Here is a 20,958-nt window from a genome sequence, read left to right on the forward strand (position 1 = left end):
CGTCAGGTACGGCGAGGCCCGCAACTCCTCCACCAGACCCGCTCGGTGTTCCTCCAACGCGGGTGCAGCCGCAGCGATCGACCCTGCCTCGCCTTCCGCCAGCGAGATAGCCACCTGAGCGGTCGGGATGCCCCGCCGACCAGCCACGATCGCCGACGCATACTCGCCAGGCTCCCGCACCACGAGATCAGGCAACCACCCGCCACACACCCGGTCCACGCCCGCCAGCATCGCCGTGGCCGCCAGCCGGCCGAACAGATCCCGATTGCCAAGGATCGACGCTTCCTCGGGCGAGGCAACCGGGAGACGTTCCCTGATCAGCGCCACCTCAGCCTCATCGGGCTCGCCTCCAGCCCAGAAGGCATGACCAGTGAGCTCCACCATCTCCCTCAACGCCGGCGGCCCCACCACCAGCGTCTCATCCCCCCCGCCGATGGGCAGCGGCAAGGAACGGCAGCAGCGGGTTCAGATGACCGGCGCCCCCAAGAGAACAAGCTGCCAGAACCCGCATACCAGCGGAGCCTACGAAAGGCGCAGCGACCGCTCGCAGCAGCGGGGCTGTGGATCGAACGGTGTAGAAGCCACCCGTGCCCGCAAAAGCACCGACGACACGAAGGGCGACAACCTCACGGCACCGTCGACACCCTCACCTGGACGCCGCCGACCTTGGCCAACATCGTGGCGGGCTGGTGGGAGGCGACGCTGGTCGCCTTGCTATGGGCCAGGGCTGCGCCGGCGGGACAGACGAGCGCGAGGCTGGCGATGAAGGCGGCGCCACAGAGAAGAGCTCGAGCCTCGGACAGGTGGCGGCGCTCGCTTCACTGCCACTCGTCGTGCATGTCGGTCAGGTCGGCGCCGACTGCAGGGTCAGGAACTCGTCGCGGTTGCGTCGCTCGGCGACAGGAGGACCAGCCGGGTCAGGTCGACGCGACATTCGACGCCGAGCTTGCGGAAGATCGACCGCAGGTGGAAGTCGACGGTGTGCCGCGAGAGGAACAGGCGCTCGGCCGCCTGCCGGTTGGTGAGGCCTTCGGCGACCAGCAGGGACACGCTGCGCTCGGTGTCGGTGAGGCTCTCCCACCCCCACCGGGGGCGAGGCCCGACCGCGGCGCGGGCGATCGGTGCGAGCCGAAGGACGATCCCGGCCGGTGACCCGTCGTCGACGACCGGCTCGGCCCGCGCCGTCACCGCCCCGCCGCTGAGGGCGAGCGTCAGCACGTCGCCTGCCTGGCCGGCCCGGAGACGGCGTGCGGCGTCGCGCAGGACGGCCTCGTCGTCGGGAGCGATGAGCCGGTCGGCGGCGGCGTTGGTGATGATCCGCCGGTTGGTGACGAGAACGAACGGGCCCTTGGCGCCCCTCCGGCACTTCAGGAACCGGTGGAGCACCAGGCGCTCGTCGAGCCCCGCATCCTCGAGGAGGCACTGCTCGATCTCGCGAGCGGCCCGGGTGGCGAGCGGCAGCATCAACGGGTTCGCCCCGGCCGTCGGAGAGGTGAGGTCGAGCGCTCCGATGGCCCGCCCCGAGGTGGGGTCGGTGATCGGCACGCGGACGCCGATCCAAGGTTCGGGCGCCCGCCGATCCGTGCCGTGGTCGGCATCGGTCAACGCGACACGGATGCCGGTGCCGGCCAGGTCGGCGGCGAGGTGGTCGACCACTGACCGGCCGGCCCGAGCCCATGCCGAGGCCGGCATCGGGGGCCTCTCCATCACGAGTGGTTCCGGTGCAGCGCCCATCGTTGGCCCTTCGGATCGGGGACGAGTTGGCTTCCCCTGTCACGGTCGCGCCCGGAGCGGTCGCCGTCATCGCTGGCAGCGGGCATCTCGGGTGGCGGTGAGCGGCACCCTGAGAATTCCTGCTAGCTGCAATGTGCGCCGTCGCGCCGGCTGCCATCGTGACGGGACCATGGCCCTGCGCCTGCTCCTCGTCGACGACAGCACCCACTTCCTCGATGCCGCCCGGGCGCTCCTGGAGCGAGAGGGGATGCTCGTCGTCGCCGTGGCATCGACGAGCGCCGAGGCCATCCGCTTGGTCCGGGACCGGCAGCCCGACGTCACGCTGGTCGACGTCGACCTCGGTGACGAGAGCGGCCTCGACCTGTGCCGGCAGCTGACGCAGCTGGTGGACGGCGACGCTGGACGGGTGATCCTCATCTCGGCCTACCCGGAAGCCGACCTGAGGGATCTCATCGACTCCAGCCCGGCCGTCGGGTTCCTGCCCAAGTCCCGGCTGTCGGCCCACGCGATCCGCCGCTTGCTCGGCGACGAGGCGGGGGGCGGCGACGTCAGCGGCGATCGAGGAACGTGATCCCGACGTCGGGAAGCTCTTGACGGATGCCCCGCGCGATGCGCACGGGAGGCACCATCGGTCACGCGCTCGCCATGCCGCGGGCATTGGGCTTTACTGCGCGTAGTGACGAGACGAGGGCTGGTAGCCCGAATGGTCCTCGCGAGTGGTCTGCTCGCGCTGATCGTTGGTAGCGCGTTCGCGGTCCTGCTCGCCGCGGCGGCGAGCGAGCGCGACGCGGCCGACCTGGCGGAGCACTCCCAACGGGTGCTGGCGGCGGCCAACCAGCTCGAGCGGCTGGTCGTCGATCTCGAGACCGGCGAACGGGGCTTCGTCCTCACTGGTGACGAGCGCTTCCTCCAGCCGTGGGCGGGCGCGCAGACCGCGCTGCCGGACGCGACGGACCAGTTGGAACGGCTCGCCGTCGTTCCCGCCCAGCATGCACGGGCCGGTTCGATCGCCGAGGCCATCACCTCCTACGTCGAGGACTTCTCGGTGCCGGTCGTCGAGGCGGCCCGGCGTAGCGACCCCACGGCGGGGAGCGTGGCCACCGCGCTGGAGGGGAAGCGACGCATCGACGCGTTGCGCGCCGACTTCGACCGGCTCCGAGCTGCTGAGCGCACGCTGGCCACAACTCGTCAGGATCGCGACCATGCCGCCTCTGCCCGCGCAGTGACGTGGGCGGTCATGGGTCTGGTCGGGTCGGTCCTGCTGATCGTGCTCGTCGGGGCCTACCTGGGGCGGGCGATCGTGCTGCCCATCCGTCGGGCCTCGGCCATGGCCGGCCGCCTGGCCGGCGGCGACGTCGCGGTGCGCATGCCCGAGACCGGGGTGGGAGAGATCGGGGCGTTGGAGCGGTCGTTCAACATCATGGCCCGCTCGCTGCAGGAGAGCCGCGCCGAGCTCACCGCGTCCCGCGCCCGGGTGGTCGCCGCCGGCGACGACGCCCGCCGCCGCATCGAGCGCGACCTCCACGACGGCACCCAACAGCGCCTCGTCTCGCTCGGGCTCGACCTGCGGACCGCCGAAGCCATGGTGCCGCCCGGGTCGGACCAGCTGAGCGCCCAGCTCGCTCGCAGCACCCAAGGCCTGGCCGAGGCCGTCGAGGACCTGCAGGAGATCTCGCGCGGGATCCACCCCGCGATCCTCTCGCGGGGTGGCCTCGGGCCCGCCCTCAAGGCGCTCGCCCGCCGCTCCGCGGTGCCGGTCGAGCTCGACCTGCACGTCGACCGGCGCCTACCCGCATCCGTCGAGGTCGCGGCGTACTACGTCGTCTCCGAGGCGGTCACCAACGCGACCAAGCACGCCGAGCCGTCGGTGATCCAGGTGGACGCCGAGGCCGCCGACAGCACCTTCCGCCTCGCGGTGCGCGACGACGGGGCCGGGGGCGCCGACCCGGGCCGCGGGTCGGGGCTCCTCGGTCTCAGGGACCGGGTGGAGGCGAGCGGTGGACGTCTGGAGATCACGAGTCCGCCCGGTGGTGGGACCTCGCTGCTGGTCACGATCCCCCTCGTGGACGGCTGACGCGCCCGAAGGTCGAAGGTGAGCTCCGCGAGCTGCTGAGGACGACCGCGCTCGGCGTCCTGGACGACGTGACCCGCCTGGCCCCCCTCGTCGGGGCCCGCGCCCGCCCCGAGCCGCAGCCGGGCCCCACGGTGCCCGTCGCCGACACGCCGGCCTCGCGGGCCGTGCAGGCCCTGGGCGACTACACGGAGCGCCTCGCGGAGGTCGCCCTGGTGTCCTGCTACCGGCAGGACGAGGCCTCGACCGTGTTCATGGAGCTGGCCGCGGACGCCGAGTGCCGTCGAGGGTCATCGGGTCAGCGCGTCGTCGTGCTCCCGCGCCGAGCCAAGGCATCGATGGTGACCGCCGCGATCAACACGATCGCGGTGACGATGTTCTTCGAGGCGGCGCTGAAGCCCTGCAGTCCCATGCCGTTGTCGATGGACGCGATCACGATGCCGCCCAGCACGGCGTGGATGGCCTTGCCGCGACCGCCGAACAGGCTCGTCCCCCCGATCACCGCGGCGGCGACGGCGTAGAGCACGAGCGTCCCACCATCGAGGTTCGTCGACACGGAGCGCAGGCGTGACGCGTAGATGATGCCGGCGATGCCGGCCGTGAACGACGCCAACACGAAGCACCACGTGCGCACCCGCGCCAGCTTGATGCCGGAGCGGCGGGCCGCCTCGGCGTTCCCGCCGATCGCGTAGACGTGGCGGCCGAACCGCGTGCGCCCGAGCAGCACCGACCACGCCGTGACCACGCCCAGGACGATGAGCAGCACCCACGGCATCCCGCGGATCGGCACGAGCACGCCGCGGTCGGCGTTGCAGACCAGCACGAGCACCACGCCGGCGAGCGCGACGCCGACGACCTTCACGATGGTGAAGCTGAACGGCGGGGCCACGAGACCCCGCGCCCGCCGCCGCGCCGCCTTGCGCCCCGTCGCCAATCCGTAGACCGCGACGAGCACGAGCATCACGATCCAGCTCGCCGCCGGGGTGAGGTTGGCGTTGGCGATGTCGTTCACGGTCTTGTCCTGGATCGGCAGCGTGCCACCGTTGCCGAGGATCCAGAGCATCACGCCTTGCCAACCGAGCAGACCGCCGAGCGTGACGACGAACGACGGCAGGCCGAGCCGGGTGATCAGGGTTCCGTGGAGCAGCCCGATCCCTGCGCAGACCATGAGCGCGACGAGGATCGCCACCCACCACGGCCAGCCGCCGTGCGCAGACGTGACCAACTCGGCGGCGGTGACACCCGACACGCCGGCCACGAACCCGGCGGAGAGGTCGATCTCGCCGAGGAGCAACGCGAACACCTCGGCCATCGCGAGCATCATGAAGACCGCGCCCTGGACCAGCAGGTTCACGAGGTTGCCCGCGGTCAGGAACTTGGAGTTCAGCGTCTGGAAGATGACCGCGATGAGGAACATCCCGACGATGACCGGGAGCACGCCGCTCTCGCCGGCGCGCAGCCGGACGAGCCACACGTGGAGGTAGTCGGCGAGCGAGCCGGCGGCGACGGTGCCCGGCACCGCGACCTCGGCGGCCGACGCGGCGAGGCGCTCCTCTTCGTCGTCTTCGGCCCTGGTCTGATCGTCCGGCGCTCTGGCCTGCTCGTCGAGCCGCTCCATGGTCAGTCGCCTGCTCGTGCGGGAGCGCTGCCGGCGCCGGGGGGCGGTTCGGCGCGGCCGAAGGTCATGTAGTCGATGACGGCCTGCGCGTCGAACTCGCTGGTCTTGCCGCTGGCGACCATGCGACCGAGCCGCAGGACCGCGATGCGATCAGCGACCACGAAGACGTCGTGGAGGTTGTGGGAGATGAGGAGCACCGCGTAGCCCCGGTCGGCGAGGCCCCGGACGAGGTTGAGCACCATCTCGGTCTGGGCCACGCCGAGCGCGGCGGTCGGCTCGTCCATGATCACGAGCTTCGAGTTCCACAGGACCGCCCTGGCGATGGCGACGGCCTGGCGTTGTCCACCCGAGAGCGACGCGACCGGCTGCCGGATGGAGCGCACGCTGGTCACCGAGAGGCCGGCGAGCGTCTCGGTGGCCGACTCCTCCATGCTGTCCTCGTCGAGCAGACGTTCCTTCGTGCGCTCGCGCCCGAGGAACATGTTCTGCACGATGTCGAGGTTGTCGGCCAGCGCGAGGTCCTGGTAGACGGTCTGGATCCCGAGTGCGGCCGCGTCGCGGGGCGTGCGTATGTGCACCGGACGGCCTTCCCAGAGGATCTGGCCGCTGTCCGGGGGGTCGATGCCGGCGATGGTCTTGATCAGCACCGACTTGCCGGCGCCGTTGTCGCCGGCGAGCGCGGTCACCTCGCCGGCCGTCAGGGCCAGGTCGACACGATGCAACGCCAGGACGGGCCCGAAGCGCTTGCCGACCTTGCGCAGCTCGAGCAGCGGGCTGCCGGGCGAAGGGACGGATTCCCTTGGCACCGAGTCGTCGCGACTCGCTTGGGTGATGGTCGCCACGACTACGAACCGATCCCTGCCGACCTGCAGGCCGCCGCCAACGATCCGGCACACAGCTCCGCCGGGTCCACGAACTTGTCCTTGACCACTGTGACGTTCATGTTGTCGGCGTTGACCGACACCGGCTTCAGCAGCACGGACGGGACGTCGGTCTGCTCGTTGTTCGTCGTGCCGTTCACCAGCGAGCTCGGCGGGGTCTCGCCCGCCCGGACGTAGAGGGCGACCGCCACGGCCGCCTGCGCCTCGGTGTAGATCGGCTTGTAGACCGACATGCACTGGTAGCCGGCGAGGATGTTCTGCAGCCCGATCAGCGTGGCGTCCTGTCCCGTGGTGGGGATCGTCTTCGCCGGTATCTGGTTCGTCTTCAGCACGGAGATGGCGGAGTTCGCCAGAGTGTCGTTGGCCGTCACCACCGCGTTGATGTTCGTGTGGGCGGTGAACTGCTGCTCGAAGTTCGTCAGGGCCGTCTGGCTGTCCCAGGTGCCGGCCGGCTCACCGACCTTCACGTAGTCACCAGAGTCGAACTTCGGCTTCAGGACCGAGTTGTAGCCCTGGGCGAAGAGCGTGGCGTTGTTGTCGGTCGGGTCGCCGTCCATCTCGAGGACCTGTGGCTTCTGGACGTTCCACTGGTTCACGCAGTCGACCAGTCCTTGGCCCATGCTCTTGCCGACGACGACGTTGTCGAAGCTCACGTAGTAGCTCGACGACCCGTTCAGGGTCAGCCGGTCGTAGTCGATCGTCGCGACGCCCTTGGACTTCGCATCCTGCTCGATGGCCGCGCCGCTCCCCGAGTCGAGCGCGTCGACCACGAGCACGCTCGCACCGTTGGTGATCGCGGCATCGGCCTGCGTCTGCATCGTGCTGGCGCTGCCTTGCGCGTTCTGGACGCTGAAGTCGTCGCTGCTCAGCCCCGCGGCCTCGAACGCCTTGGTCAAGTAGGGCGCGTCGAAGGAGACGTAGCGAGCCGACGATTGCGTGTCGGGCAGCAGCACGGCGATCTTGCCCTTGCCCTGGCTCGCGAGGTCCTTGAGCTTCGCCATCGCGGAGAAGTCGCTCGTGAGGTCGGTCGTCGAGATGGAGGCGGCCCCTGCCGACCCGCTGGCCTGGGACGACGAGGTGCTGTCGTCGTCACCGCACGCCACCAGGCCCAACATCAGGAGGACGGTGGTGCCCACCACCGTCGTTCGCTTCAGCGTCCGCTGCATGTTCCCTCCTGTGGCTTCGAACGGCACGGTGCCGTGACCGATGGACCAGCAGTTCCAGCGCCGGTCGAGTAGCACCTGGAGCGTGCGCCCGATGCGGGGTGCCCGTCCCTACGCGAACACGTAGTCACGCAGCGTGCTCTCATGGCCCGGCCACTAGTAGCCATTGCCGCCGCTCGAGATGGTCGAGCTGCCCGAGCCGGACGCAGTGGCGGAGACCTGGTCTCCAACCGGTGAGAGCGCGTACCAGCCGGCGCCGAACGCGACGAGGCCCTCACCGGCCCTGTCGCCGGGCTTCTGGTCGCCCGAGTAGCGGTAGACGGGGTGACCGTTGTAGGTCACCTGTGACTTTCCGTCCGCACGTGGCGTCGTTCCGACGAGCGACTCGTCCGCTCCGCTCCCGGCCGTCGGCGTGCCACTAACGGTGAGGGGCGGCCAGGCGGCGGCGCACTCGTCGCTGCACTCGCTCGTCGTCCCGGAGTCCTTCAGGATCGCCGCGGGCGAGTGTGCCTGAGCACCAGCTGGCAAATGGATCGCCCTGCGAGCGTGTCAAGGCTGGACCCCGGCGACGCCAGGCATTCGCGTAGTCGAGCGTGTCCGGGACCGCGAACGTGCCGTCACTCACTGGGTGCTCGACGATGTGGCTGGTTGCTTTCGACCGTGGAGCTGGCCAGGAGCTGGATCTCTCCGCCGCGCTCGCTGTCGACCCACCCGTCGGGCGCGGTCAGCCGAGGATCGGATCGTCGAGTGACCCGTGGTCGCCGAGTTGCTGAGCGGTGCCGCGGAGCTGCTGGTGGCGGGTCCAGGTGTCCTCGAGGCCCCACGCGCGGGCGAGGCGGCTGTCACGGGTCCGGAAGAAGTACACCTCGTCGATGCGCATGGAGCGACCGGTGGGAGCCAGGCCCTGCCAGGTGCCCTGGTGGGTGCCGGTGCAGCGGAACCGGGCGACGACGGTGTCGCCTTCGGCGACGAGCTCGACGATCTCCTGGTGCCAGTCGGGGAACGCCGAGCGGAACTCGTCGAACGCCCGGCGCAGCGTTCGGGCCAGGGCCGGGGTGGCGATGTCGTCCAGGACGTCGTTGTCGTTGGCGTTGATGACGTCGTCGACGAGCTGTTGGACGAGGTGTTTCGGGTCGGTCATCGGGTTCAGTCTGCGGGTCTCGCTGCTTCGCCGCCCTCGGTGTCACTGCCGCGATCTGAGCTGCGGCGCATCGAGCGGGACGGGGCCGGTCGGGGTGGGCTCGCGCTGCTGGGCGTAGCGGCGGCGGCGTTGCCACAAGACGGCGGCGACGGCGAGGAGGACACCGAGGCCGGCTTTGGTGTCGTCGCAGGGCCCGTCGACCGGCTGGGCCGACAGCGTGGCGGCGGCCTGTTGGGGTTGCGCCACCTCGGCGATCTGGAACGTCGTGGACATGGGCGGACCGTAGGCCTTCGAGTCGACATGAAGGTCAAGCCCAAACTAGGGAAAACAACACCAAAACCCTGTTCAGATAGGGTGCGCGGCCGTCAGGCCGTGGTGCGGCGGAGGAAGAGGTAGTCGACCAGGGTCGTCATGACCCGCTGGTCGTCCTGGTTCGAAGCGTCGAGCTGCATGCGGACGCGCCCGATGGTGGGCCGGCCCTCCCACGGCTCGGCCGCCACGACCTCGAGCTCGACCGACAGGACGTCGTCGGGCCGCACCGGCTTGAACCACTTCGTGCCGGTCATCCCGGCCGACCCCGTCATGGTGGAGTTGGCCAGGACCTCGTCCACCACGACCGACGCCACCACGCACAACGTGTGGAGACCGCTCGCGATGAGGCCCCGGTAGATCGACCGTCCGGCCGCCTCCTCGTCCAGATGGATGGGCAGCGGGTCGAACTCGGTGGCGAACCGGACGATGGCCTCGCGGGTGATCTCCCGCGACCCGAGCCGACGACGGTCGCCGACCGCGAAGTCCTCGAAGGCCAGACGCTCGTCGGCGGGCGCGGGATCACCGGCAGGCACGGTCAGAGCATGCCTCACAGGAACAGTCGGTTCTCGCGCTCCGGGGGGACGTCCAAGCCGAGCTGCTCGAGCTTCGGCCGCGTGGCGGAGACGAACCGCTCGCGGGCGTCGCCGTTGGTCCGCTGGCGCAGTCCCCAGCGGCGGAACTGCTCGGAGCGCTTGGAGTCGCTGCTGCCGAACAGGTCCAGCACCTGGGGCCACTTGTACCGGAGCTGCTCCTGCACCTGCTCGCGGCCGTCGGAGGTGGCGCACAGGCTGCGGATGATGCGCTGGCCGTGGGCGATGTGGCCCTTCTCCTCCCGGATGACCGTGGGGCAGGTCTCGGCCAGGGGCCGGTAGCTGCTGTCGGCCATCTCGTAGATGTGCTCCAACGCGGCTTGCTCGGCCAGCATCGAGGTCAGGCCCCGTTCGGCCCAGTTGCTCGGGTCCCGCATGAACTCGGCCGGGTAGTGGCTCCGCTCGTCGAGGGTCTGGTGGAGCATGTAGCCGGTGTCGACGTCGAGCTGCTCCAGCAGTTCGGCCCCGACCATGTAGTGCTTCATCTCCTCGGCCGCGGCCTCGTAGATCACCTTGCGCTCGTAGGCGCTGGGCGCGTGCGGGGCCATCAGCTGGTAGGCGTCGCCCCCGCTGAGCTCGCCCTCGGTGTGGGCCAGGAGCTGGTGGACGAGGATCTCCCGGTACTCGTCGGGCATGGTGTCCACCTGCTCGGCGTCGACCACGATCACCTGGTCTAGGGACATTGCGACCTCCTTGTCTCGGACTCGGGTCACGCGGCGCCGGTCGTGGCCGTGGCCGTGGCGTTGCGCGGGTGGTAGGGCGACCAGCACCACTGCTGCCAGTAGCTCTCGGCCACCTCGATCCAGGTGCGGAGCTGCTCGGGGCTGTCGAGGAAGCGGCTCATGCTGACCAGCAGCCAGCTGAACACGGCCTGGCTGTCGCGGCAGTCGCCGCAATGCCCGGAGGTGCAGCAGAACTGCAGGGACTGGAGGTCGGCTCCCCAGACGCTGAAGCCAGGCAGCACGGGGTTGCCGTTGGCCACCCGGTCGGCGTGGATGGCGAGGTCGACGCTGATGCTGGGGCAGACGTCGTAGCCGAAGGTCCCGAAGTGAGTGCGGCCGGTCACCATCGCCTCGACGTAGTACGGATGGCTGATCACCGCCTCGGGGTAGGCGTCGGCCACGCGGAGGGCCTCGTCCAGCAGGCGCTTGTTGTCGTCGGCGCCGAGGGGATCGTCGGATCCGTAGGCGCTGTAGAAGTTGTAGGAGACCTGGTTCCCGTTGTCGGCGATCCTGCGGACGGTGTCCTCGATGTAGTCGACGCCGGGTTCGGTCAGGGCGAAGACGAACGTGGCCCGGTCGTCGTCCCGATAGTTGGCCAGGGCCTTGTCGAACAGGCCGGTGAAGGTCTTCCCGCCCGGGCGGATGGCCCGCAACTCGTCGTCCAGGGGACCGCCACCGAACAGCGAGATGGCGACGCCCACGTCCTCGAAGCCGTCCCGGGAGAACGGCCGTAGCCCGTTGGTGGAGATCGTGACGTAGTCGAGGTGCTCGACGAAGGCCTCGATCCGCCGCGGGACCAGCGTCGGCTCGCCCCCGATCAGCAGGGCCGAGGTGACGCCCTGCTGCTTGAGCCGGTCCATGAAGGCCCGCAGCTCGGTCGGGTCACGCTCGTCATCGGTGGCCTCGTCGAAGCCGTACTCGAAGAACCAGCAGCCCTTGCAGCGGATGTTGCAGGCGTTGGTCAGGTGGACCTCGGTGTTGCGCACGGTGTGCCCGAAGCTGCGCAACCGGCCGATCCGCTCGGCCAGGTCGGGCGCCGCCGCGGCTATGTCGGCCAGGCGCTCCCGAACCGTCTCGCGGTCCAGGGGGCGGACCGGCGAGGGTCGTCGACGTGGTGCGCTGACCGGGATCGTGGTCGTCTCCGTGGACATGTCAAAGGATGATCACGCCTCCCGAAAACCGTCAATCGATCGACCGACGTAAGCCCTATGGGCACGCCATGAAAGACGAAAGCAACGCATCACCATCTGCACATGTAACTACGCAGAGTCGATGCCGCGCTCGCTGGACAGGACGGCCACGATGGCCTCGGCCCGGCGGGTCACCTTCAGCTTGCGAAAGATCGAGCGGAGGTGGGCCTTCACCGTGCGCTCCCGGATGCCGAGTCGGGCGGCGATGGCCCCGTTGGACGAACCCTCGTCGAGGAGCAGGGACAGAACCTCCCGCTCACGGGGCGTCAGCAGGGCTTCCGACGCAACCTCGGCCGGCGATCGGGCCTGGGTCGGCTCGACGGCTGGCTCGACGTCGTCCCTCTCGGCGGACTCGTCCGCTTCCCGGCCCGATCGGACCTCGGGCGCCGTGGCCAGGATGGCGCGAACCGCGATGATCTGCGACTCCATGGCCCGGAGGATGGGGTCGATGTGGGACCGCAGTCGGTCGGTGCTGTCCTGCTCGCCATTCACGGCCTGCTTGCAACCTCCGCCTGCTCTTGGCCTCTGGCGCGTCGTCGGGCCCCGGCCTCGTTCGACCGTCGCCTTGCCCTGGCCGGTCGGCTCCCCTGCACAGACTGATCACTGATCGTACGCAGGCCCGTTCGATTCGAGCGGTTGCCCCGCGTGAAGATCACGGGAACTCCGCCATACGCATCCGCTACGAACGCGGCAACCGCTCTTGATCTGCACTTGAGCCGATCGGCTTACGCCCTTCGGCCGGTGGCTACCGAACCCTCACAGCTGCGGGGTGCCCGTGGCCTCGGGCCAGCCGCGCTGTCCGGCTTGGGTGCCGACGACGACCGAGGTCCGGTCGATGTGGCGGGTGAGCATGAGCTCGAAGCCCGGGGAGAGGAAGCCCCGCGCGGCGTAGATCGGGACGAAGCGCAGGCCTGGGATGAGTTCGAGGGCGGCGAGTTGGTCGCGGCTGAACGCCCGCTTCGAGTACACGTTCGGAGCGTCGCCGACGTGGCGCTGGCCGAGCACCCAGATCACGGGCGACCGTGCGGGGCCGGGCGGCGAGAACCCGAGGGCGTCGAGCTTGCGAAGGTCGACGGGACCGTGCCAGCCACGGCCGCGCCGGCGGGCGACGAGGGGGCCGTCGATGGCGCACCGCGTGTTGGCCAGGGCGACGTGCACGGTTGCGATGGCGAGCAGCGGGATGGCGATCAGTCCCGGCGCCACGGCAGGGGCTCCCTCGACGACGACCGCCCCCGCGAGGACGACGAAGGGCACCAGCAGCCACCAGAGCCACCGTGGTGTGTAGGCCCGCAAGACGACGGCGTTCGGGAGCGTCTCCGGGGGCTTCAGGCCGCGAGGCATCGGCGCGCCGGTGTTCCTGAGGATGGCAAGGGCGTCGACGTGCCCTCGTTGCATCGCCAACCGGTACGGCGTGTTCCCCCCGCGGCCGACGTCGGGTGAGGCGCCCCGATCGAGCAGATCGGCGAGCTGGTCGGTGAGACCGCTGAAGGCTGCCGCCTGCACCGACGAGTGTCCCTGTGACCAGGGCGCGGGTACGGACGGCGTCTCCTCGAGCGAGGTGGCTCGCCGGCGGACCTCGTCGGCGACGGGCACGGCGAGTGCTGCCGTGAGATCGCCGGTCAGTCGCACCGAGTCGCCGCGTCGGTTCGCCTCGTCGATCCAGTCACACGTGGCCTGCAGCGACGCCAGTCCCGAACCAGCCGTGGGCGTGGTGAGTCGTATCCCTCCATCCTCGTGGAGCTCGATGACGACAGAGGCGCGGGTAGCCACCCGACCGATCTGATGTGACGTGCCAGGTCGTGCTCCGTCCGCCTGGAAGTCCTCCGGGCGCGGCCGCAGGGACTCGGGGAGCGATGCCATGTTCTCTGGGCGAACGCGCCAGATCTCGGCAGCGTCACCAGCGACGAAGTTCATCACCAGGTCGGCGGTGTCGCGACGGATCTTGATGAGCACGACGTCCCATGCCTGTCCGTCGGCCCCTCGTGTGGCGTCGCGCAAGTCCCAGAACAGGTCGTCGTCGTCGGGACCTTCCGTGGACACAGGGGGCCCCGACTCCGAATAGCGATACGCCGTCATCCCGACCGCATCGTCGGACACCTCCGCCACCAGCGAGTAGGTGTCCCACTCGGGATCGCTCAGCTCAGGCGACGTCAGGATCCCGGCCACGATGGCGTCCGAGATCTCCGCCATCGCACCGGCCTGATCGGCTTCCACCGCACCCTCGCTCGTTCTGCTCGCTGCTCCGCGGTGAGGAGCCTAAGGCGTGACACGACCCGACACCTGCTGGCTCCCCGGACTGAAACGTTCGGCCCCAACGTGGCTGCCACCGTCGCATCAGCGCCGGACGAGGACATGCCGGGCAAGCGGCACTGATCGGTATGAGCGATGGCTCGCGATGATCGTGGCCGCCAACGGCCGCTCACCCGAGCCCTTCCCCCAGACCCCAGTACCGACCATCTCTGGGCCGCTTCGGAAGCTTGACTGCGCGCGGTTCGTCGGGCGCGCGCCACGTTCAGTATCCGTTACTCATGCGTGCGTAGCCGTCCTGTGTGATGGTGCGAGAGAGGACTGGCGTTGGCGGAACGGGTGGGCCCTGAGGTGGTGCTGGCCGGCGGAGCCTGTCGCGTTGGTCGTCGTTGCTTGATCCATCGGCGGGTGCTCGCGGTGGAGCAGTGCGTATCTGACGAAATAGGAGAGGCGGAAAGATGACCGACTTGAAGCGACATCGCGCGCTGGCTGGAGCGCTTGTCTTCAGCTTGGCGATGGCGACGAGCGTGGCAACAGGTGCCTTGGGGGTGGCGCCGGCGGCGGCGGCCCCCGCGGCCCCGACGGCCCCGTTGGCGGTGCAGCCGATCACGGTCACCGTGACCATCACTGATGTGTTCGAGGTGAGCTGTGATGAGGGCGCCCTCGTACCCTGCCCTGACGACTACTTCAGCAACGTGGACATTGCCGGCCAGGGCTTCCAGGAGTCGGGTCACCAGAACAACCCGGACCCGCCCGACGTTCACCCCAACTGGCAGTTCAGCCGGTCCGTGGGCGGTGATGTGTGCAGCGTGCCGATCGTCATCGAGCTGTGGGACCACGACGACTCGTCGGCCAATGACAAGCTCGACGTGTCGAGCAGCGGCGACGAGATCAATCTGAGCTTGGACCTCGGTTCGGGTAACTGGTTCGGTGACGTTCCCGGGGGCGTCGGCGAGTCGCAGGGCGCCAATGCCAGGGTGCTGTTCAACGTCAGCTTGTCCGGGAACCGGGACATCGACGGCGACGGCATACCGGACTGTTATGAACGCTCCGGGATCCGCGACATGGAGGGCAATGTCGTGTCCAACATCGGCGCTATGGGGGCCGACCCGTGTCGCAAGTCCATCGCGGTCGAGATCGACTTCATGGCCGCAGCCGGACACACCCATCGTCCGTTGGACGCGGCCATCGCCGAGTCGGTTGCCATGTTCGACGACGCCCCGGTGCCGGCGGTGGCCGACTGTCCCTACAGCGGCTTCCCGCGGCAGAGCTCGGGCATAGACCTGATCATCGTGGTGGACGACCCTATTCCTGAGCAGGCTGTCATGGGCTGGGGCGACGGCGGCGAGACCGTGCGGCAAAACAACTTCAACTCCAACCTTCGCCCGTACTTCCACTACAGCTTGTGGGTGCACGACCGAGCAGCCGGGTCGAGCAGCTCTGGGGTGTGCTGCTCCAACAGCACCAAAGATCCCCTGGTCAGCTTGGGATCGTGGACCAACGGTGTGGGTAGCGCACGTGAGCAGTCGGGCACCTTCGTGCACGAGTTGGGACATGCCCTGGGATTAGGTCATGGCGGCGGTGAGGGCATCAACTTCAAGCCCAACTACCTCAGCGCGATGAGCTACGCCATCCAGGTCACCGGAGTGCCTGATCCGACTCTGCCGGCCAACAACGTGGACACCAACAACGACGGCGTCGCCGATGCCCGCTTCAGGCTGGACTACTCCCGGCAGGCGCTGCCATCCCTGAATGAGTCGGCGCTCGACGAGAACGTCGGTATCTCCGATGGCACCGATCTCACGACTTGGAGCGTCAATGGCGGCGGCACCCTCAGCGCGGCCGGCAATGGCCCCATCGACTGGGACAACGACGGCCCCATCGAGGCGTCCGTCGCAGTGGACCTCAACGACCGGGGCTCATCTCCGGCCTCGCCAGGCGAGACGCTCACCGGCTTCGACGACTGGAGCAATCTCAGGTTCCGGGCCGCGCTGTCACCCGACGCCGGCTTCGATCCCGGAAACCACGTGAACGAGCTGGACTTCGAGACCGCTCAGGCGATCAGGCAAGAGGTGCTCGAGGCGCTCGAGCCAGTCGCTGACCCAGGCGGCCCCTACTCCGGAGCCGAGGGATCTGCTGTCTCGTTCGATGGTTCGGGCTCGTTGGATCCAAGCGGTGGTGGCCTGAGCTTCGAGTGGGACTTCGGGGACGGCACGACCGGCACCGGTCCCACTCCGACGCACAGCTACGTGGATGACGGCGATTACACGGTCACGCTGAAGGTGACAGGCGGGCTGGGACTGAGCAGCTCGGCCCAGACCACCGCCTCGATCAGCAACGTTGCGCCGACCCTGACCATCGACCCGGATCAGGTCACCAGCCTCGCCGAAGGTGACACGGTGACGGTGACGGCGGCGTTCAGCGATCCGGGGCTCCTGGACGAGCCGTTTGCGGCCGAGGTCGACTGGGGTGCTCCGGTCGGCCAGGAAGGCCAGGAGGGTGAGGTCACGGTGACTGTGACCGACCCGGGTGGTGCCGGTACGCCTCTCCAAGGCGTGGTGACCGCCACCTACACCTACGGTGACAACGACGACGGCAGCGGCTTTCCCATCACCGTCACCTTGACGGACAAAGACGGCGGATCGGGCAGCGACAGCATCCAGTTGTCGGCGAGCAACGTGAACCCGACGGTGAGCATTACCTCGCAGCTGCCCACCATCGACGGGGTCCCGACGGTTGTCGGCCGGGTCGGTGAGCCGGTCACCATCGAGGGCCTGGTGGAGGATCCCGGAAGCGACGATCTGACGATCACATGGGATCTGGGCGATGGCACCAACTCGGAGCGGGAGTCGTTGGTGAACCCGCCCGATGCCGATCCCTTGCCGTCACCCACGGTGCAGCCGCGCTCGGTGCCTGACAACGTCAGCCACACCTACGACCGGCCCTGCATGTATGAGGCGACCTTCACGGCAACCGACGACGACACCGGCACTTCGACGAGCACGAGTGTGGCGGTGCTCATCACCAGCGACGCCGAGCACCCGCTTCCGCCGCTGCTGTGGCTGGTCGAGTACGCCAACCCGCTGCCGATCCGGCACCTCGACGAGGAGACACTCCAGTGCTACCTGGACATCACCAACGACATCAGTCAGGTGTTCGACGAGGCACGACCCTTGGCGGACTTCGAGGATGCGGTGGACGTGCTGGTACCGCCGCTGCCCCTGCTCAGTGAGCGCACCGACGTGCTGGACCGGGAGCTATTGGCCGCCTGGCTCAACTTCGCCCACGGCACCTATCGCCTCGACGACCTGATCGACACGAACAAGGACTCCGTGCGTGACACCGAGTTCTGGACGGTGTTGCAGACAGCCGAGACGGTTCGCCTCAACCCGAACAGCACCAACACCGAGCTGTTCAAGCAGGCCAGGTTGATTGCACGCATCAACAACGATTGCGCGCCACCCAACGGACTGCTCGACGTCCTGCGATGCGCCGCCCTCGAGCTCCTACCCACCTGACCAGCTCGAACCCCCTTTAGCCAACTATCCAGCGATCAAGGCAAGGGACCCGCCGGGGAGCGGGTCCCTTGCCTTGACGGCCCAGGACTCCCGAGACGGGTCGGCCTGCAAGCCCAAGGGTCGGCGGCTCGCAAGCCGTCCCTTGACAAGTTCAGTGAAGCATCCCATCCCAGCTCGAACGGATCCTCGCCTTCGCCGGCCAGGCCGCCGCCATTGGTCCTGACCAAGCTCGGCGAACTGGCCTGGCATGGACCGCCGCCGACCGCGGTCTCGCAGCAGCACAACGCTCCGACGTAGGGGGTGACCTGCCGACGCAGCCTACGAACGCCGCCATCCACCGAGTGGCTACCTCCGTGGCCCTTGGTGACATAGGCGATGCCTACCGCCATACGACCGGAATCGAACCGACACGGCTGCCGCTAGAACGACGTCTCCACATGCGCGCCCGCTTCGACGCAGCCACGGCCGGTGACCTACACGCCGACTACGAACTGCGTCTGGGCGACGACTGCTTCGCGCTACACGTCGCCGCCGGCACGATCACCGCCCACCGGCAGCCGCTCCCCAGTGCCGACGCCTCCGTCGAGACCCAATCCCGCCACGTTGGCAGCGCTCCTACGGGGCCAGAGCGACCTCGACACCGCTCGCTCCACCGACCAGTTGCACCTGATCGGCGACGCCCCTGCAGTCGAGCGCCTCATCGACGCGTGCACAACACCGACCGAGGAGCCTGCCGCCCCCAGCCACCTCTGTCCAGGACAAGTGGCGCCCACACCGAGCACCCAGATCGCCAGCCCAATCGGCCCGCGTGACGGCACACCTCACGCCGTTGTCGACCACGTCGAGAGACGCTCGATATCGCTGCCGATCAATCCGAGTGTCGTCATGCCGCGGATTCCTGTTGGTGGTTGTTCGTGAGGACGATCTTCCCGAACTTCCCGCCGGCCTTTAACCTCACGCAGAGTCGAGCCGTGGAGCCGGCCCCTTGCGGCCATCAGCCCGAGCAGGTTGAGCTCCGAGGTCATTCCCCCGCTGAGCCCGATGACGCAGATGCGTCCTCCTGTCCCGAGCGCGCGAATGTCCCCGTCGAGATTTGACCCGCCGATCAGCTCCAGCACGACGTCGAACGGCCCTTCCTCCACGAAGGCCGTCGGGTCCACCGCGATGGCCCCAAGGGCTTCCACGGCCGGCCGGAGACTCGGATCGCGAACCGTTGCGACGACAGCCGCGCCCGCAGCGACCGCGAGTTGGATGCCTGCCGTACCGACGCCACCCGCTCCCCCGTGGATGCAGACCCTCTCCCCCAGTGCCAGAGCTGCCTGGGTGAAGAGCGCGTCGTGAGCGGTGATGAACGCTTCGGGGAACCCTGCGGCCTGGTCCCAGACGATGTGGTCGGGGACGGCGATAGCGCAGGCCTCGTGGACGACGAGCTGCTCCGCCTGCGCACCCGCGACGACAAGGGCCATGACCCGATCCCGTGCGAAACGGGTCACGGCGGGACCGACGGCTTGCACGGTTCCCGCCGCCTCCATGCCGGGGATGTCCGGTGGCGAACCAGGAGGGGCCGGGTAGAAGCCGAGAATCTGGCCGAAATCCGCCGGATTGATCCCCGCCGCGCGGACGTCGATCAGGATCTCCCCGACGCCTGGAACGGGGTTGTCGTGCGTCTCCCAGCTGAGCTGGCCATCGACGATTGTGACTGCGCGCACGGGCGTGCCTCCTCGGTAGCGGCGTGACCGGGCCATGACGTTGGACAAGCTGGCGCGCATTTTTCGACGTGAGCTCTGTACGGGGCCTGCCGCTCGGGGCTACGCAGGTGTGAGGATGACGACGGGGATCTGACGGTCGGTGTGGAGTTGGTAGACGTCGTAGCGGCCGGCGGTGCCTGGATGGAAGAACCGGGCGAGGCCCCGGTTCTTGTCGTTGACCAACGTCCACAGGCGCTCTCGCTCGTCGCCTTCGGCTACTCGGGCCCAGGCCGGGCGGATGCCCCGGCCGATCTGGACCTGGACGTCGGGGTTGGCCTGCAGGTTGAGGAACCAGGCGGGTTGCTGGGGTGCGCCTCCAAAGGATGCGACCACGACGAAGTCGCCGGCGTCCTTGGCGTAGACCAGCGCGTTGCAGCGGGGCTGGCCTGTCTTTCGGCCCGAGGTGTGGAGCAGCAGCGTCGGCCGACCGAGAGCGTGACGCCCGACCGCGCCGCCCGATTTTTGGTAGATCCGCTGGTGCAGCATCAGGTACGGGCCCGTCACGTACGAGCCAAGCGTGTGTCGCATCGGTATCAGCGTGTAGCAACGACCTTGGCCAGGTCTAGGTGGTCCTGGGGTGAATCCTCGCGTACGTTTTTGTGCGTGACGAACAAATCTGGGGTCGCGGAAGAGGATCTGGCTGCGGTAGCGGAGACGATCCCGGCTGCGGCGCGGGCGGCGGGTGAGATCCTCGTCGCCCAGATCCCTGCCTACGGGCCGGGCGTGTGTGGCCGCGACGACATGGTGCGGGTCGAGGCCGCGATCCGGTTGGCGTTGGAGGGGTTCCTGGTTCTGGCGTCTCGGCCGGACGCCGATCCTGGGGCCGGCCCCGAGCCAACCACCGTCGAGGCGGCCTACGAGTTCGGGCGGTACGAGGCCCAACACGACCGGGACATGAATGCTTTGTTGGCGGCATATCGGGTGGGTGCCCGTGTGGCCTGGCGGCACATCGGCGAGGTGCTGGTCGAGCGGGGCGCGGGCGCCCCGCAGGTTGCCCAGTTCGCCGAGTTGGTGTTCGCCTATGTCGACCACCTGTCGGCCGCGAGCGTCGCCGGCCATGGGGACGAGATCGCCGCCACCACCCGCGCCCTGGAGCACCACCGCGCCCAGCTCGCCGTCGCGCTCTTGCATGACAGCGATCCCGAACGACTCACCGCGCTCGCCGCCGCGGCCGAGTGGCGGCCGCCCCGTGCGTTGGCCGCCGCCGTCGTCCCGGCCGCTCATGCCCGTCCCGCCCTTCAACGTCTCGACCACGGCACGCTGGTGGTCCCCGGTGATCTCGCGCCCGGCCTTGCCGACCACCTGACGGTGCTGCTCGTCCCCCACGCAGGCGACCGCGCGGCCCTCGTCGACTCGCTCGGTGGCCACGGCGCGGTGCTCGGGCCGACCCGGACGTGGACTTCGGCGTTCTCGTCGTACGCCCGGGCGCTGCGGACCCTGGGGCTTCCGGGACTCATCCGCGACGAGACGTCCATCAGCACCATCGGGGTTGTCGACACCGATGATCACCTGGCCGAACTCGTGATCACCGCCGACACGGAAGCCCTAGCCGATCTGCGCGCCGGGGTACTCGCCCCCCTCGCCCCGCTGCGGCCGGCAGCGGCAGAACGGCTCGCTGAGACGCTTCGGTCGTGGATCCTCCACCAGGGCCGGCGCGAGAAGGTCGCCGCCGACCTCAAGGTCCATCCCCAAACTGTGCGCTATCGAATGAGCCAGCTGCGCGAGCTCTTCGGCGACCGGCTGGCGTCGCCCCGGGGTGTGCTGGAACTGACCGTGACTCTCGCGGCACCGCTGCACGACGACGACGTGTTGATCTCGGGGAACAAGGCGCAGCCGTAAGTTTGATCCCGAGCGGTCAAGTCGCTTCGCCTTCCTCGCGGAAGGATGACCTCATGCGCATCGCGCTCAACATCGGTGGCTACCAACGCGACGTAGGCCTCCGCGTCACGATGCTCGCAGCGGACAACGAGCTCGACCGCACCCGAGCGGTGCTGCGCAAGCTCGCCTGACCGCGCTTGGCCAC

At 69.0% G+C, this 20,958-nt stretch carries 19 protein-coding genes; 4 read left to right on the plus strand and 15 right to left on the minus strand.

Annotated features, from left to right (window positions below; all coding sequences use genetic code 11):
* The coding region (locus VK611_23460; protein HMG44311.1) for a hypothetical protein at window positions 1-447 on the minus strand (447 nt) is incomplete at its 3' end.
* A 420-nt stretch (window positions 448-867) separates the two neighbouring features.
* Window positions 868-1,692: a LuxR C-terminal-related transcriptional regulator gene (locus VK611_23465; protein ID HMG44312.1), complete on the minus strand. Its 825-nt coding sequence runs from the start codon at window positions 1,690-1,692 to the stop codon at window positions 868-870.
* Between the two features lie 211 nt (window positions 1,693-1,903).
* Between VK611_23465 and VK611_23470 the strand changes: the two genes are divergently transcribed.
* Window positions 1,904-2,305 (plus strand): response regulator, encoded by a 402-nt coding sequence (locus VK611_23470; protein ID HMG44313.1) that lies wholly within the window; start codon window positions 1,904-1,906, stop codon window positions 2,303-2,305.
* 132 nt (window positions 2,306-2,437) lie between these two features.
* On the plus strand, window positions 2,438-3,808 hold the full coding sequence (locus VK611_23475; GenBank protein HMG44314.1) for a CHASE3 domain-containing protein: 1,371 nt from the start codon (window positions 2,438-2,440) through the stop codon (window positions 3,806-3,808).
* A 295-nt stretch (window positions 3,809-4,103) separates the two neighbouring features.
* On the opposite strand, the gene VK611_23480 is transcribed toward VK611_23475, so the two are convergent.
* The 11 genes from VK611_23480 to VK611_23530 all read right to left on the minus strand — a co-directional run bounded on the left by VK611_23480 (window position 4,104) and on the right by VK611_23530 (window position 13,612).
* The gene (locus tag VK611_23480; protein HMG44315.1) at window positions 4,104-5,423 is read right to left on the minus strand and encodes a hypothetical protein; all 1,320 of its coding nucleotides are present in this window, start codon (window positions 5,421-5,423) and stop codon (window positions 4,104-4,106) included.
* 2 nt (window positions 5,424-5,425) lie between these two features.
* Window positions 5,426-6,229 (minus strand): ATP-binding cassette domain-containing protein, encoded by an 804-nt coding sequence (locus tag VK611_23485; protein HMG44316.1) that lies wholly within the window; start codon window positions 6,227-6,229, stop codon window positions 5,426-5,428.
* A 38-nt stretch (window positions 6,230-6,267) separates the two neighbouring features.
* Window positions 6,268-7,470, minus strand: coding sequence for a substrate-binding domain-containing protein (locus VK611_23490; protein HMG44317.1), 1,203 nt, complete (start codon window positions 7,468-7,470; stop codon window positions 6,268-6,270).
* A 153-nt stretch (window positions 7,471-7,623) separates the two neighbouring features.
* Window positions 7,624-7,995, minus strand: a complete 372-nt coding sequence (locus tag VK611_23495; protein HMG44318.1) for a hypothetical protein — start codon at window positions 7,993-7,995, stop codon at window positions 7,624-7,626.
* 196 nt (window positions 7,996-8,191) lie between these two features.
* Window positions 8,192-8,608, minus strand: a complete 417-nt coding sequence (locus VK611_23500) for an ester cyclase (protein HMG44319.1) — start codon at window positions 8,606-8,608, stop codon at window positions 8,192-8,194.
* 42 nt (window positions 8,609-8,650) lie between these two features.
* Complete coding sequence (locus tag VK611_23505) at window positions 8,651-8,881, minus strand: hypothetical protein (protein ID HMG44320.1); 231 nt, start codon at window positions 8,879-8,881, stop codon at window positions 8,651-8,653.
* Between the two features lie 92 nt (window positions 8,882-8,973).
* Window positions 8,974-9,453 carry a MaoC/PaaZ C-terminal domain-containing protein gene (locus VK611_23510; GenBank protein ID HMG44321.1) on the minus strand — a complete coding sequence of 160 codons (480 nt, stop codon included), beginning with the start codon at window positions 9,451-9,453 and terminating at the stop codon, window positions 8,974-8,976.
* A gap of 14 nt (window positions 9,454-9,467) precedes the next feature.
* Window positions 9,468-10,193, minus strand: a complete 726-nt coding sequence (locus VK611_23515) for a Phenylacetic acid catabolic protein (protein HMG44322.1) — start codon at window positions 10,191-10,193, stop codon at window positions 9,468-9,470.
* Window positions 10,194-10,219: 26 nt separating this feature from the next.
* A complete protein-coding gene (locus VK611_23520) occupies window positions 10,220-11,383 on the minus strand; it encodes a radical SAM protein (GenBank protein ID HMG44323.1) in 1,164 nt (387 codons plus the stop codon).
* A 108-nt stretch (window positions 11,384-11,491) separates the two neighbouring features.
* On the minus strand, window positions 11,492-11,914 hold the full coding sequence (locus VK611_23525; protein HMG44324.1) for a helix-turn-helix transcriptional regulator: 423 nt from the start codon (window positions 11,912-11,914) through the stop codon (window positions 11,492-11,494).
* 264 nt (window positions 11,915-12,178) lie between these two features.
* Window positions 12,179-13,612, minus strand: a complete 1,434-nt coding sequence (locus VK611_23530) for an ankyrin repeat domain-containing protein (GenBank protein HMG44325.1) — start codon at window positions 13,610-13,612, stop codon at window positions 12,179-12,181.
* Between the two features lie 515 nt (window positions 13,613-14,127).
* Between VK611_23530 and VK611_23535 the strand changes: the two genes are divergently transcribed.
* The gene (locus VK611_23535) at window positions 14,128-17,187 is read left to right on the plus strand and encodes a PKD domain-containing protein (protein ID HMG44326.1); all 3,060 of its coding nucleotides are present in this window, start codon (window positions 14,128-14,130) and stop codon (window positions 17,185-17,187) included.
* Between the two features lie 821 nt (window positions 17,188-18,008).
* Here the strand turns inward: VK611_23535 and VK611_23540 are convergent.
* Window positions 18,009-18,896, minus strand: a complete 888-nt coding sequence (locus tag VK611_23540; protein HMG44327.1) for a zinc-binding dehydrogenase — start codon at window positions 18,894-18,896, stop codon at window positions 18,009-18,011.
* 99 nt (window positions 18,897-18,995) lie between these two features.
* On the minus strand, window positions 18,996-19,463 hold the full coding sequence (locus VK611_23545) for a nitroreductase family deazaflavin-dependent oxidoreductase (protein ID HMG44328.1): 468 nt from the start codon (window positions 19,461-19,463) through the stop codon (window positions 18,996-18,998).
* Window positions 19,464-19,538: 75 nt separating this feature from the next.
* On the opposite strand from VK611_23545, the gene VK611_23550 reads away from it, so the two are divergent.
* Window positions 19,539-20,774, plus strand: a complete 1,236-nt coding sequence (locus tag VK611_23550) for a helix-turn-helix domain-containing protein (GenBank protein ID HMG44329.1) — start codon at window positions 19,539-19,541, stop codon at window positions 20,772-20,774.
* Window positions 20,775-20,958: the final 184 nt, after the last annotated feature.

The organism is Acidimicrobiales bacterium (assembly GCA_035316325.1).
Lineage (GTDB): Bacteria > Actinomycetota > Acidimicrobiia > Acidimicrobiales > VFJN01 > DASXTK01.

Excerpts from the sequence above, each read along its gene's own strand:
- VK611_23470 (HMG44313.1), top strand. The coding sequence starts at position 1,904 with ATGGCCCTGCGCCTGCTCCTCGTCGACGACAGCACCCACTTCCTCGAT.
- VK611_23475 (HMG44314.1), top strand. The coding sequence starts at position 2,438 with ATGGTCCTCGCGAGTGGTCTGCTCGCGCTGATCGTTGGTAGCGCGTTC.
- VK611_23490 (HMG44317.1), bottom strand. The coding sequence starts at position 7,470 with ATGCAGCGGACGCTGAAGCGAACGACGGTGGTGGGCACCACCGTCCTC.
- VK611_23515 (HMG44322.1), bottom strand. The coding sequence starts at position 10,193 with ATGTCCCTAGACCAGGTGATCGTGGTCGACGCCGAGCAGGTGGACACC.
- VK611_23545 (HMG44328.1), bottom strand. The coding sequence starts at position 19,463 with ATGCGACACACGCTTGGCTCGTACGTGACGGGCCCGTACCTGATGCTG.
- VK611_23465 (HMG44312.1), bottom strand. The coding sequence starts at position 1,692 with ATGCCGGCCTCGGCATGGGCTCGGGCCGGCCGGTCAGTGGTCGACCAC.
- VK611_23500 (HMG44319.1), bottom strand. The coding sequence starts at position 8,608 with ATGACCGACCCGAAACACCTCGTCCAACAGCTCGTCGACGACGTCATC.
- VK611_23530 (HMG44325.1), bottom strand. The coding sequence starts at position 13,612 with ATGGCGGAGATCTCGGACGCCATCGTGGCCGGGATCCTGACGTCGCCT.
- VK611_23480 (HMG44315.1), bottom strand. The coding sequence starts at position 5,423 with ATGGAGCGGCTCGACGAGCAGGCCAGAGCGCCGGACGATCAGACCAGG.
- VK611_23535 (HMG44326.1), top strand. The coding sequence starts at position 14,128 with ATGACCGACTTGAAGCGACATCGCGCGCTGGCTGGAGCGCTTGTCTTC.
- VK611_23520 (HMG44323.1), bottom strand. The coding sequence starts at position 11,383 with ATGTCCACGGAGACGACCACGATCCCGGTCAGCGCACCACGTCGACGA.
- VK611_23505 (HMG44320.1), bottom strand. The coding sequence starts at position 8,881 with ATGTCCACGACGTTCCAGATCGCCGAGGTGGCGCAACCCCAACAGGCC.